The sequence below is a fragment of the Streptomyces sp. bgisy159 genome (assembly GCF_965341775.1).
Taxonomy (GTDB): domain Bacteria; phylum Actinomycetota; class Actinomycetes; order Streptomycetales; family Streptomycetaceae; genus Streptomyces.
Genome location: NZ_CBDQZH010000059.1, coordinates 1 through 12927, shown reverse-complemented (window position 1 = coordinate 12927; position 12927 = coordinate 1). Strand labels below are relative to the sequence as shown.

Annotated in this window: 8 protein-coding genes and 1 CRISPR repeat array; of the genes, 2 read left to right on the top strand and 6 right to left on the bottom strand. The window is 70.1% G+C overall.

Annotated elements, in window-relative coordinates; translation table 11 throughout:
* Window positions 1–150: 150 nt before the first annotated feature.
* The 6 genes from cas3 to ACSLTV_RS33175 all read right to left on the bottom strand — a co-directional run bounded on the left by cas3 (window position 151) and on the right by ACSLTV_RS33175 (window position 11222).
* Window positions 151–2994 (bottom strand): CRISPR-associated helicase Cas3', encoded by a 2844-nt coding sequence (gene cas3 / locus ACSLTV_RS33200; RefSeq protein WP_435613468.1) that lies wholly within the window; start codon window positions 2992–2994, stop codon window positions 151–153.
* 191 nt (window positions 2995–3185) lie between these two features.
* Window positions 3186–5473: direct repeats of the CRISPR family, unit length 29 nt; unit sequence GTCCTCCCCGCCGACGCGGGGGTGTTCCG.
* A gap of 252 nt (window positions 5474–5725) precedes the next feature.
* Window positions 5726–7828: a zinc finger domain-containing protein gene (locus ACSLTV_RS33195; RefSeq protein WP_435613467.1), complete on the bottom strand. Its 2103-nt coding sequence runs from the start codon at window positions 7826–7828 to the stop codon at window positions 5726–5728.
* Between the two features lie 289 nt (window positions 7829–8117).
* Window positions 8118–8360 (bottom strand): hypothetical protein, encoded by a 243-nt coding sequence (locus ACSLTV_RS33190; protein ID WP_435613466.1) that lies wholly within the window; start codon window positions 8358–8360, stop codon window positions 8118–8120.
* A 117-nt stretch (window positions 8361–8477) separates the two neighbouring features.
* Window positions 8478–8930, bottom strand: coding sequence for a hypothetical protein (locus ACSLTV_RS33185; protein ID WP_435613465.1), 453 nt, complete (start codon window positions 8928–8930; stop codon window positions 8478–8480).
* 127 nt (window positions 8931–9057) lie between these two features.
* Window positions 9058–10143 carry a tyrosine-type recombinase/integrase gene (locus tag ACSLTV_RS33180; protein WP_435613464.1) on the bottom strand — a complete coding sequence of 362 codons (1086 nt, stop codon included), beginning with the start codon at window positions 10141–10143 and terminating at the stop codon, window positions 9058–9060.
* A complete protein-coding gene (locus ACSLTV_RS33175; RefSeq protein ID WP_435613463.1) occupies window positions 10140–11222 on the bottom strand; it encodes a hypothetical protein in 1083 nt (360 codons plus the stop codon). Before ACSLTV_RS33175 ends, ACSLTV_RS33180 begins: the two co-directional genes overlap by 4 nt.
* Window positions 11223–11250: 28 nt before the next feature.
* Between ACSLTV_RS33175 and ACSLTV_RS33170 the strand changes: the two genes are divergently transcribed.
* Both ACSLTV_RS33170 and ACSLTV_RS33165 read left to right on the top strand, forming a co-directional pair.
* Window positions 11251–11598, top strand: a complete 348-nt coding sequence (locus tag ACSLTV_RS33170) for a hypothetical protein (protein ID WP_435613462.1) — start codon at window positions 11251–11253, stop codon at window positions 11596–11598.
* A 1038-nt stretch (window positions 11599–12636) separates the two neighbouring features.
* Window positions 12637–12843 (top strand): hypothetical protein, encoded by a 207-nt coding sequence (locus ACSLTV_RS33165; RefSeq protein WP_435613461.1) that lies wholly within the window; start codon window positions 12637–12639, stop codon window positions 12841–12843.
* Window positions 12844–12927 lie beyond the last annotated feature (84 nt).

The following is a 12927-nucleotide window of genomic DNA, read 5'->3' as shown; positions in this document are numbered from 1 at the left end:
CCGCCTCTCCCGGTAACCTCCACGAGTGGTCTTCCGCGCCCTCTGGGGGCCGCTCCCCGCCGAAGCGGGGGTGTTCCGGTTGAGGAGCAGGAGGGTTGCCCCAGCTCCACCCCATTCCCCGCCGACGTGGGGGTGATCGACCGAACTCGGTCACTTACGGACAAGCCCGAGATCCTCATCCAGCGACAGTGTCGTGCCGCCGACCTTCACCGTCTGCACGCTCCCGCCCCGCACAACCTGGCGAAGAACACGCAGTTCTCCGAGCATCGGGTGCTCCGTCCACGACTCCAGCGGGGCGAGACTGTCGGGATCCGCTTCCCTGAGCCAGTCGGCGCGGACCGGAATCGTGCGGCGCATGACCGCCCGCACCGACTCCACCGGCATCTTGCCGCCCGGCGCGGCTTCCGGAAGCGGCTGACTCCCCTCCGGATCCAGCGTCGCCCGGCCGTTCTCCTGGGCGTAGACGCACAGCAGCCGCACCGAATCCGCGCCGAGCCTGGTGGACAGCTCCCACTCGTCCTCTTCACCAGGCAGATGGTGCAGGTCGTGCAACTCGGCGACACTCCATGCGCGCGGGACCGCGCGCAGGCCGGCCATGCTGCGCTCCGCCATCTCCTTGCCCTTGTGCGCTGTCCAGGCCTTCGCCTCGTGGTCGCCTGGGCTGTCCCACTGAAAGCCCTCGCTGTCTCCGTGGACGGCTTCGACCAGGACCGGGACGTCATCCGGGATGGCGATGGTGCCGCCGGAGATGCCCTTGAGTGTCCGGGAGGTGGTGGTGAGAAGGTGCTCGGAGTACACCTCGCCCCACCGTACCGGCACCTGTCCGCCTCCCGCGATCGGGTCGAGGACAACCAGTCGCGGTGCGTCTGCCCAGGCTGGGCGGCCACGGCCGTCCGGGTATCCGTGCCGGGTCCAGTGGTTCTCGTGCCGCCAGCACCGCCCGGCGCGCTGCAGCAGCAACGACAGTGGGGCCAGGTCGCTTATGACGATGTCGGCGTCGAGGTCGAGGGACTGCTCGACGACCTGGGTGGCGACGACGATCCGCCGCGGCGGACGCGGCCCGCCACGGCCCAGGCCGTCGGTCACCTCACGCGTGCGGGCCTCGCGGACGTCCCCGGGAAACCGGGCGTGCAGTAGCTGTACATCACCGCCCTGACGGTGGGAGCGGCGGTCGAACCGTTCACGAAGCCGCAGGTAGGTCTCTTGCGCGTCACCGACGGTGTTGCACACCACCAGGGCGGTCCCGCCCTCACCCTCGCCGACCGGCTTCAGCAGCCGTTCGATCACTGTCATCCGGGAACGAGCCCCGCCGGCCACGCCGTGGACGACCGGCTCCACCACGACATCGAGCTTCATCCTTCGCGTCTGCGACTGCTCGTGCCGGCGGGCGTCCGAGATAGGGGTGGCCCGGCCGGTCTCCCCGTCCACGTAGAGCCACCCCGGGTAGGGCGCCGGGAAAGTCCTTTTACGCAGGGCGCTTTTGGCGTGGCAGCCGGTGCCCTGGAGGTACTCCTTGATCAGCCGGTCGCTTACCGACGCCGGAAGGGTCGCCGACAGCAGAACGACCGGCACCCCGTAAGCCCCGAGCCAGTTCAGCAGCCGGCCCAGCAGCACCTGCATGTACGGGTCATAGGCGTGGGCCTCGTCGACGATGCACGTCTTCCCCGACAGTGCCAGCAGCCGCAGCGCGTTGTGCCGGACCGGCAGCACCGCCATGAGCGCCTGGTCGATCGTGCCGACCGAGAACTGAGCGAGCAGCGGTCGCTTGGAACCGCGCAGCCACCGCTGCGGCCGCATGTCCGCCTCCGCCCGGCGGCCGCCCTCCGAGAGTTCGTCGCCGTCACAGGTCAGAACTGTCTGCGTCTCCAAATCCTCGTCAGCGTAGGCGCTGTTCAGCCAGGCCATGCTGTGCACCAGCGTCAGCCCGGCGTCCTCACCGGACTGACGCAGCAACGTCTTCGTGACCCGCAGATGCATCTGATCGCTGGTGGCCATCGTCGGCAGCAGGAACGCATACCCCTCCGTGCCGAAGGCCTCGGACATGACCCGCTCGGCCTCCAGCGCCGTCTCGCTCTTCCCATCTCCCGGAGCCGCAGTCACCAGGACGATTCCGCCCCTTTGCCCGGCGCCCACCGCCGCCCGCAGCTCATCCATCACGGACCGCTGCAGCGGATTCGGCTCGCCACGGATGCCATAGGCCTCCGCGAACTCCTTGCGTCGCAACCGCACCCGGGCCAGGCTGGCGGCCTCCAGCAACCGGGGCGCGTCCTCCTGCGAGCGCCGAAAGTGCTCCGGCAGCGTCGGCTCGAGTGCGCGCTGCCGCCGCCGGAGATAGTCGTCCTGGCTGACCAGCCAGTCCGCGAGGATGACCACCCCGGTCACCAGCACCGCGGCCGGTGCCTCGAACATCTCCGGCGCCTGCGGCCTGCCCAGCGCCTCGTACACTGCAGCCGCGTGCGCAACCCTCTCCCCCGCCCAAGCAGCGTCACCGAGAAACGCTGGAGCGATACCGTACTCGACGCGGTGGAAACGGCCATGATGACCACCGATCACCTCAGCCAACCGCTGCGCGACCTCCAGTTCGCCGTCCCCCGCCAGCCCCAGAGCCTCCAACACCTCCTCGGCAGCTTGCAGACCGGCCACATCATGTCCGACCCGCTCAGCGCTCATCTTCGTCCTGCCAGCGGCCAGCCCCGGACTCAGGTGATCGCTACCGTGCCGCGAACAGAACTGGAACCCCGACAGCTTGCCGATATCGTGAAGACCGGCACAAAGCCCGACCACCGCCCGGGCCTTTTCGCCCGCCCCCGCGAGCTCCATCCCGTCGGCGATCCGCAGACGCTGGTTCTCCGATAGATAGGAGTCCCACAGGTGCAACGCCATCGCGGCGGCGTCCAGCAGATGCCGAACCAGCGGATACGGCGGCAGCGCCGGGTCCAGTCCCCGCGACTTCCCCCACGCCGACTCATCCGGCACATCCCACGTCTGAGGCACGCCAGTTCCCTTCCCGGCCGATGGACTACCAGCCTCCCGGAGCCGGCATTGAACCACCCTCCACCGACAACGCTGCACCGGCCATACAGCTGCGCATATGGTGACCTCGTGCACTTTCAGGCATCACGACCCTCTCCCTGCCACTGGGCAAAAGAAGGGCAAAGCCCCTCTTAAGTGCCAGGTCAGGAAGGGTCCTCCCCGCCGACGCGGGGGTGTTCCGACCAGGCCGCTTGACTTGCCTCGCAGAACGTGGTCCTCCCCGCCGACGCGGGGGTGTTCCGTAGATCTTGGTGTGGAGGATGAGGGCGTGCCAGTCCTCCCCGCCGACGCGGGGGTGTTCCGGTGGGTTCCGGGCCAAGCGCCGTTGAAAGGTAGTCCTCCCCGCCGACGCGGGGGTGTTCCGTGGGCGTTGCCGTCGACCGCGCCGCCGCTGCCGTCCTCCCCGCCGACGCGGGGGTGTTCCGTCCTGCGCGATCTCCAGCGGGCCGGCCATCCAGTCCTCCCCGCCGACGCGGGGGTGTTCCGCGGCCACCGTCACCGTGAGGTCCGGGTTGGCGGTCCTCCCCGCCGACGCGGGGGTGTTCCGTCACGTGTTTCTCCTGGCGTCATTGAGATTGTGTCCTCCCCGCCGACGCGGGGGTGTTCCGTCGGCAAGGCCGCTCCCGAGTACGACCGTCTGGTCCTCCCCGCCGACGCGGGGGTGTTCCGTCGATGTGGCGGGGGTTCACGTGCTGCAGGTGGTCCTCCCCGCCGACGCGGGGGTGTTCCCGAGCCGTCGGGCGCCACGGTGTCGGCGAACGAGTCCTCCCCGCCGACGCGGGGGTGTTCCGCGCGGCCGGACACCCGGAGTGCGCGAGTCCCGGTCCTCCCCGCCGACGCGGGGGTGTTCCGCCCGGCCTGCACCGCCCGCTGCGCCTCAGCCGGTCCTCCCCGCCGACGCGGGGGTGTTCCGCAGGCGTCGTGGCACATCGCGCCCGGCGACGCGTCCTCCCCGCCGACGCGGGGGTGTTCCGGTCACCTCAGGGCTGAAGCTGCGCCGGCCGGCGTCCTCCCCGCCGACGCGGGGGTGTTCCGGTCGAGGACGATGTCCAGCACGTCGTCGGGAAGTCCTCCCCGCCGACGCGGGGGTGTTCCGAAGCTGGGCCGGAACGCGGTGCGCGGCGCCGAGTCCTCCCCGCCGACGCGGGGGTGTTCCGGACGATTCGAGATCACGCGCATCGCCGCCGCTGTCCTCCCCGCCGACGCGGGGGTGTTCCGTGACCGCAGTGGGCCCGGATCAGGAGCGCTGCGTCCTCCCCGCCGACGCGGGGGTGTTCCTCTTGGGCGGCTCCAGGCCGCGGAACATCCCCCTGTCCTCCCCGCCGACGCGGGGGTGTTCCGAGGTCTTCCAGGCCCGGCACGCCAGCTGGCACGTCCTCCCCGCCGACGCGGGGGTGTTCCGACCGTACGCCTGGTCGGGGTGGCGGGGGAAGGGTCCTCCCCGCCGACGCGGGGGTGTTCCGCGAGTACATCATGAAGATCTTCGGCAGAGAGCGTCCTCCCCGCCGACGCGGGGGTGTTCCGGAGCGCGGCAGGCAGGCCCCGAGCATCCTGGGGTCCTCCCCGCCGACGCGGGGGTGTTCCGCGAGGGGGAGCCGTTCGCTACGGCGAGCTCGGGTCCTCCCCGCCGACGCGGGGGTGTTCCGTCGCCGGGGCTGTCGTACTGTTCAGGCTGTTCGTCCTCCCCGCCGACGCGGGGGTGTTCCCCGTCCGGCTTGCGCGGCACCACCGCGCGGGCCGTCCTCCCCGCCGACGCGGGGGTGTTCCGCAGAAACCATCATCAGCGGCGAACGGCCGCCCGTCCTCCCCGCCGACGCGGGGGTGTTCCGCCGAAGACGTCCACCTGCTCCTCCCCTGTGGTGTCCTCCCCGCCGACGCGGGGGTGTTCCGCTGCTCGCCGCGGCAATGGCCGAGGAGGGCCTGTCCTCCCCGCCGACGCGGGGGTGTTCCGCTGCTCGCCGCGGCAATGGCCGAGGAGGGCCTGTCCTCCCCGCCGACGCGGGGGTGTTCCGTAGTAGCGGGCCTCGTTGTCCTGGAGCAGGTCGTCCTCCCCGCCGACGCGGGGGTGTTCCGCCCCTCGACGCCGCCCACATCGCGCAGGTTCGGTCCTCCCCGCCGACGCGGGGGGTGTTCCGACGGGGCGGGCGTTCCAGAACGTCTCGGGCAGGTCCTCCCCGCCGACGCGGGGGTGTTCCACAACTCGGGGGACCGACGGCCTACAACCATCGGTCCTCCCCGCCGACGCGGGGGTGTTCCGAGGCAGCCCTGGCCGCGCTGCGCACCTGGCGCGTCCTCCCCGCCGACGCGGGGGTGTTCCGTTCTGTCCGTGGGCTACACCGGCACCGACGAGGTCCTCCCCGCCGACGCGGGGGTGTTCCGTCGCCTTCGCGGTCGGCCCGGTGCTTCGCCCAGTCCTCCCTGCCGACGCGGGGGTGTTCCGCTTCAGGCTGAGACCAAGGCCGTAGGGGAGGCGTCCTCCCCGCCGACGCGCGTCCAGTTCGATCGCTTCCAGCGGCAGCACCAGAGGTTCCTGGGAGTCCACCGACCCCAGCACCGCCGTCTGGATCTGCCTTCGGTCCGCGCCCGATAACCCGCTACTGCGCAACGCCGCACCCCCGCCCGTTTCACCTCATCTCATCGTGCCAGCGGCCTCGTTCACCCTCCAGCCCGCCCGGCTTGAGCGGTCCCCGACTCACTTGTAGCGGTAGAGCTGTTGGAGGTGCAGGACGTCGGTCTGCCACTGTGAGCGGGCCGCCTGAGCGTCATCGGGCACTGTCCTGCCGAGGTGGCTCGCCACCCGCTGATACACAGACGCTGAACTGGTGTCGGTGGCCGCCACGAGCGCGGTGAGGAGGGGTTCGTCGGCCGGCGTGTGGGCGTCGACCTGGGCGAGAACGGCGACCTGGTCGTCGGGGTGAAGGTGATGGGGCAAGGCGGAGCCGAGCTGACGGCGCAGCCGTGACCAGGACGTGGTGGAGCGCTCGCGGGCGGCCTTCTTCAACGCGCCGCGTACCGCGGCCGCCGCCTCGGTGACCTTCGCTTCGGTCAGCCGCTCCCGCTCCCGCTGCACGTTTCGGGTTCGGCCGCCCGTGCGTTTGTCGGTCCCGTCCTCGCGCCTCCGGCCGGGACCGTGCTGCCCGGACGTCTGAGATGCACCTTGGCGGGACGGCTGTTCGTCCAGCCGCGCGATCCACGCATTCGCTGCCCGCCGCTGCGCCGGTGTCGCTTCGTCCCCGGCGTCCGCGAGATCCTGCTGCAGCGCCTTGATCAGCCACCGAGTCTCGCGGCTGAGTGGCTGGCCGGCACGGGGAAGGCGACGCAGGTCCCGAAGCCGCGCGTGGACCCGCCGCTGGGCGGCCTGGGCCTGCCTGACGTGCGGGTCCTGCTCCGGGGCTGCCGGGTACAGGGCATGGGTGGCCGTGACCCAGGAGTCGACCTCCTCGCGCTGCAGCGCGGTGACGTGGTCGCCGGCCTCGTCCGCGCTCTTCTTCAGCTGACGGATCATCCGCTTGATTTCATGCTCGGGCTGCCGTCCGGCCAGGCGCCGCAGATCGCTGAGTAGATCCCGCATCCGACGGTGCGCGGCCGCGGCCGGATCCGGCCGTGAGGAAGGCGCCGGCGCGGCGCGCGGACGCTCTGGGGTGCGGATGCGGGAGAACTTCGGCCCGCGGACGGGGGGCGCCTGGTCCCGGTGTGCCCAGCTCGCGTTTCGTTTCTGGTCCTCGAGGAACGTGCCGGCCGTGCGGATGGCTTCGTCCTCGTCCTTCGACCGGTCATGGCCCACCACGGTCTCGACCCGGACCAGCAACGAGCGCACCTTCACCGAGCTGCGCTCGGCAACGGCCTGCCGCAGCTGCTGCACCAGGTCCTCACGCAGCTCGCGCTGCCGCTCGAGGAAGACGTGCGCTTCGGCCAGCGCAGCGGCCAACTCCCCCTCTGCCCGATGCGGATCGACGTCGAATTCTTCGCACAGGACGGTGACAGCGGGCACCGAGCCCGCGCGCAGCGCATCGCGCAGGCGCCGCACCCTCTCGTCCTGCCCCACCACCACGCCGGAGTCGGCCACCGGCGCATCGTGGGAGAAGGCCACCTGGCGGGGCGGGGGCGTGCGCCGCGAGCGGATGATCCGCTCGACGGCCGGAGTCCGCAGACCCGCGTCGGTCATCTCGCAGTCGTCCAGCCCGAACCATTCCGTGGGCCGGGCAAAGGCCTCCGTGCCGATGCGGACCTGGCGGCTGGTGCCCTGGCTGTCGAACCGCACCCGGTGCACGTACCAGCGCCGAATCAGGGTGTCGTCGTCGACGGGCACCGACATCCCCAGCACCGGCTCGACGGCTTCGTCGCTCCACACCGGCGTGATCGCCGGCTCCAGATGCACGCGCAGCGCGCGGCCGGCTCGTTCGAAGGCGATGTCTAGCAGCGACCCGACCGGCAGGCCGTCCGGCTGCGTGAAGGTGAACCGGGCGCTCTCGCCGCGGCCGGCCAGCCACGCCAGCGCCGCCGCCTTCAGATACAGATGATCTGCGCTGGAGACATCACGCGCGCGGCGCCCGCACACGTGCGGCAGGCCGTCCGGGTCGGGGTGGTGCGCGAAGTGACAGACCCGGTCGGTGTACAGCTTCGTCGTCAGCTGCCCGCCACAGCCGCCCAGCAGCAGCCCGCACCAGAAGGTGTCCCCCGCATGCTCCCGCCGGAAGGCGTCCACTTCGATCGCCTCCAGCGGCAGCAGCAGCGGCACCTCCGAGGCCGCATCGCCCAGCACCGCCGTCTGAATCCGCCGCCTATCCTCCAGCAAACCCCCGCCCTTCTACGCCTCAACCCATCGTGCCACCAGCCAAGTTGACAGGACCACCGCAACGAGCACGAGCGGAGCAGGGCCTACATGTCCTTCGAGACGTCGCCGACGTCCATCTGCTGCTCAATCTCCCGGGCGGTCTTCATCAGTTCGAGGGCCTCGCGGCGCAGATCCTTGGCGCGCTCGCGCAGCTGCTGCACGCGCCGGCGCTGCTGCTGGGAGCTGTACTCGTTGACGTACTGCCCGCGCGGCCGAAGCCAGGCGCGGCCCTGGACGAATCGGGAACCCGTCAGCTGTCGCCGAGGTCTTCGGCGGGCCAGGGAGTTCCGGTGCCGGGGGTGGCGCGCGGGTCGGCGGCGCGGGCGCGGTCCCGTGCGATCCACTTGTGGACGTCGGCGGGGACGACTTCGTCTTCGCGGATCATCCGCTCGTATAGAGCCACCCGGCGCTCGCAAGTCGGCCTCCGTCCGGGATCGGGCACCATCTGCTCGTCGAGCAGCTGCCGGGCGATGTCCGACAGCCGCATCAGCATGTGGCGGTGCTGTTCCGGGTGAGGGCGCTGGCCACCGGGTGTTCCTCGTCGGCCCAGCTGTCGCCCGGAAACGCCTCAGCACAGGAAGGCTTCAGCGCTCTCTTCGCCTGCCCGCTGTTACCCCTGAGGGTCGGTGCCGCCGCCACCACTGCTCTCGCGCCATCGTTGAGCATCTGCTTCAAAGATCTCGCGCGCCTGGCGCAGGAGCGCCTCCATGTCGGGCGTGCTCTTGCCTTCGATCTCAATCGTGCGGTCTCCCAGCTCCACACGGATTCGGGCGCCCTGGTGACGGTTGGCAACCGCTTCGATGGCGGTCCGCAAGGTCATCCAGGCCCCGCTGTCGCGCATCATCAAAGCAACGATGATGAGGTGACCCGGGTCGATGCCGAATTCAGCCGCGTAGCTAGCGTCCGCTCCCTGCTCTTCCAGCTGGGCTAGCAGTGCGCGGGCAAGGCCCGGCGTAGCCCTCAGTTTGACTTCATCAAACATGGCAGCGGGGTCGATACGGAGTCGGAGGACTCCCGGTTCGGCGGGTGGGGGTTGAGGCATGACGTCATGGCCGTGGGTCATGTCCTGAGGCTAGCGCCACCAGGAAAGTGCAGGGTCGGCGATCACACGCTTGGGTTGGCATCCGGCGATCCGGTCACGACTGGGGGGCGGAAACGGTCGTCTGCGCCTCCCCTGCTACCCGTCTGACTCAGTCCTCGCCGTGCCCCAGGGTGCCGGCGAGGTCGGCCGCGAGTCCGTAGCCTGGGCTGTCGTCCAACATTTCCTTGCGCCGGTTGTAGCGCTGCGTGGTGCGCGAGTCCTTGTGATCGGCCCAGCGCTGGACCTTGTCGGGGCGGGCGTCCCTCTTCGCCAGGGCGTGGGTGATGGCGTCGCCCTTGGTGCCGTGCGGACCGCGCGGGGGCAGCCCGGCGCGCTTGGCCAGAGACTGAAGCAGCCGCCACACCGCCGGTTCGTCGAGCTGGTTGCGGCTGGCCGTCTCGAACAGCCAGCCGTCCGTCCGGCCGTCGAGGTAGTCCTGCAGCGCGTCCCAGGCCACCGGCGGGACTGGCTTGTTCTTCCAGCTGCCGCCCTTCACCTTCATCCGCAGGATGTGGTGGCCCCTGTCGTAGCCGAGGTGCTCGACCCGCGCACTCAGCAGGGAATCGATGCGCAGGCAGCAGGTGTAGAGCAGGAGCAGCATCGCGTACGCGCGCTTGCGGTGCGCGGCGACCCGGTGGTGGTCACGCGCGGTCACGAACAGGGTGACCCACTGTTCCTCGGTGTAACCGGGGGTGGGCGAGTAGTTCGGATCGATCACCGGGCGCTGAACGGCGTCGAAGGGGTTCTTCACCGGTTCGTCGCTGACCACGTCCAGGTACGCGAAGAAGCTGGAGGCCGACGACAGGGCGTTCGCCCGCGAGGCGTCCGAGTACGGCTTCCCGGACCGGACCATCTCGCCGCGCCGACCGCCCTTGACCCGCACCCAGGTGGGCGCCGTCTCCAGGTACAGGCGGAAGGTGTCCGCCAGGGGGAACTTCACCGCCATCGGGTGCGCGCCGTGCTCCCGGGCGAACTCCTCGAAGACCTTGAAGCCCCGGGCGTAGGCCTTCTGCGTGTTGACCGAGCGCTGGTGAGCGATCCAGGAGGCCGCGAGGGTGGGCACCACGTCTCCCTCTCCGTACAGCGCGACCAGGTGGTCGTACAGCTTCCGGGCATGTTCAGGCCACTGGTCGCGCGGGTCGCGCCGCATGGTGTTGAGCGTCGTCCGCGGTGACCGCTCCAGCACTGTGGTCATGCGACGTCCTCCGGCGCGACCTGATCCCAGCAGTCCGGGCACAGGGTGGCACCCAGGCGGTCGGCGTCGGCCTCGACGGGCCACGGGCGGCTGCAGCCGGCGCAGGTTGCGAGGTCCCGCGCTTCGTGGCGGACGCTGCAGCCGAAGCAGTACAGGGTGTCGGACAGCCTGGTGCCGTCGGCGAAGTTGACGCCCTCGACGAAGGCGCCGGTGTCGCATTGGGGGCAGGGGTAGGCCCGGGCCAACAGGCCGTCGGAGCAGCCGAGATAGTTGAAGGACAGCAGCTCGGCCGAGTCCCAGGACGCGCCGCAGAAGCGGCAGTCTCCGCTGTGCGGGGCGACGACGAGGGTCATCTGCTCGCAGGAGGGACACATGATGGTCCGGCTCTCCAGCCCGGCCAGCTCGCCGCGCAGCCGGTTGAGGCGCCTTTTGACGTAGGAGCTGATGTTCTTCACCCCCTCTGCCACCGGGATCATGTCCCGCCCTGCCCGCTCACGTTCCTGCCCTTCGAGTAGCGGCAGAAGATGTATGTCCAGGAAGCGCATGAGGAAGTCGAGCACCCGGCCGGCGCGGGCCTCGACCGCGTGGGCGTTGTGCGTCAGGCCGTAGTGCTGTAGGGCGTTGCGGTCCTTCGCCAGGTCCTTCAGCGCCTCGGCCTCCTTGCGGTCGATGGCGATCCCCGCGATGTCGCGCAGGCGGTCGATCGTGGCGTCGGTCCCGCAGCTCTCGAAGTCCCCGCTCTCGAAGTCCTTCCTGGCCGCCCTCCCGGGGTCCTTGAAGACCAGGCTCCAGTGCTCCCGCTGCAGGCGGGCCTTCAGCAGCACCTCGACCGCGGCCTGCAGGTGCAGGACGGCGTACTTGAGGTCGCGGGGCCCGACGTCCGAGGCGTTCTCGTCCAGGTGCTCGACGACGCTGGCGAGGTAGTCGATGCCGTTACGGACCGGCGGGAAGTCCAGCTCGGGCGGTCCGGACGGACGCCCCGGCGGCACATACCAGGGATCGGCCGCTGTTTCCATCGCTTGCTGCAGCGCGGGGCTTGGTTCGCAGCTATGGGCGGGGTCCTGATCCGGCATCAGCATATGCACAGGATAACCGCAATTATCCTATATGTTCAGGAGTCCCCTGGAGCCGTATGACCAGCTGGCCCGCGCGGAGAATCGGCTGGACTCGACCGGCGACCTGGCCGGAGGGATTCGCGACGCCGCCGACGTCGTCGAGACGATCGCCGCACTGCTCGACGCGGGCGCCAAGTTCATCCCGTCCGATCACGACGCGCACGCCACGGTCACGGTCGAGACCTCCCGGCTGCGGCACGCTGCTGAGCGGCTGTGTAAGGCAGCACCCGGCGCACAGAAGGCCAGCGATCAGTCGCCAGCGCCAGGAAGGAGGAGGGGGGAGAGAGCCATGGCCGTGGCGTGCGCCGAGCTCTGGACGACGCTGAACCCGCGTCAGTAGTCCCTGGCCGCTGCTCCACGTCACCCAGGCCGGGCGGGAGCATCTCGCCGAACACCGCGAGGCGTACGCGGAGTTCCATCCCGATGTCCGGCTTCCTTCCCCGGCGGCCGCCGGCTGACGGCATCCGTCCATCGGTGTGGAGGCCGCCATCCCGGCGGACTCTCTCGGACGCACGCAGCATCTTCGTCGACACCGAGGTCTCCAACCGGAGCTCCGCCCGCTGAGCGACCAGCGGTGCTCAGTCGAGTTGGGCTGAGGAGTTGGTGACCGGTGATGGCGCCCAAGGACCGCCCGGGGATGGCCCGGGTGGCTCTGACCTGGCTTTTTGGTGTGGGGCGACTGTGTTTGCTATTCGGAGTTGGCGGTTCCGTGCAGTAACTTCCATGTGGGAAAACGTCTGGACAGGCCGCCGACCTGCATGTTTTCCCTGTGACCCAATTCACATCGGAACCGAAAAGCGCTCAACAGTGTTCTGGATAGTCACTCTTGATTCTCTGACGCTCAAACAACTGGGCCTGGGCGGTGCGAAATCCGTTCCGGTGGCCGCCCGACACCCCCGCTTGCCTCGTAGACTCCAAGGCAAGCAGAAGGAGCCCGCCCCGGCGTGAAGTTTCTCAGGCCTCTATGCCGGGAGGGCTCCCTGCGGTGATGCACCTTCGACCGTCAAGCCATCGGAGCACCAGTTGCATGCTAATCCAGGAACCCCGGGCCCGTCACAAAGTCCAGCGCCCGGGTCGACGTCGATTCCCATCGGCCGCGGGCACGGTCTGCCCGCCCGAGTAGTCCGGCGCAGTAAGCCGCTTGCCTGGCGATTCGTGCTCGGCGTGGCCGGCGGCGTCGGAACCGCAGTCGGAGGCTCCCTGTACTGGTGGATCCAGTCCAGGTAACTCCAGCCGCACGGAACGAAGGGGCCCGTCTTCGGACGGGCCCCTTCGCGCTACCGCGTCCGGCAAGGGGCGTTCCACCGGATATCTGCACGGCCCGCTCCGAGTGGCTCCTACGCTGGATCACCTGCATCACCTGACGCGAAGGACACCGATGGACACCCCAAGCCAGCCCCAGTCGCTCACCGGCCCGCAGATGTTCGTGCTCGGCACCTTTGGGGCGCTCACCGTCGCAGCGTTCTCGGCCGCGCTGTGGGGAAACGCCGAACAGAGCGAGCGCGGCTTCCGGCTGCTGAACTGGCTGCACAACCGCAGCGAGAACGAGCTCCCGCCCGCAGAGTCGGACCTGTACGGGGGATGACCGCTGGGACGGCACTGTGAGGGTAGGCGCTGACCGCCACCACCAGGGCCCGGGGGGGGGGGGGGGGGGGGGGGGGGGGGGGGG

Excerpts from the sequence above, each read along its gene's own strand:
- ACSLTV_RS33190 (WP_435613466.1), bottom strand. The coding sequence starts at position 8,360 with ATGCTGATGCGGCTGTCGGACATCGCCCGGCAGCTGCTCGACGAGCAG.
- ACSLTV_RS33185 (WP_435613465.1), bottom strand. The coding sequence starts at position 8,930 with ATGACCCACGGCCATGACGTCATGCCTCAACCCCCACCCGCCGAACCG.
- ACSLTV_RS33180 (WP_435613464.1), bottom strand. The coding sequence starts at position 10,143 with ATGACCACAGTGCTGGAGCGGTCACCGCGGACGACGCTCAACACCATG.
- ACSLTV_RS33175 (WP_435613463.1), bottom strand. The coding sequence starts at position 11,222 with ATGCTGATGCCGGATCAGGACCCCGCCCATAGCTGCGAACCAAGCCCC.
- ACSLTV_RS33170 (WP_435613462.1), top strand. The coding sequence starts at position 11,251 with ATGTTCAGGAGTCCCCTGGAGCCGTATGACCAGCTGGCCCGCGCGGAG.
- ACSLTV_RS33165 (WP_435613461.1), top strand. The coding sequence starts at position 12,637 with ATGGACACCCCAAGCCAGCCCCAGTCGCTCACCGGCCCGCAGATGTTC.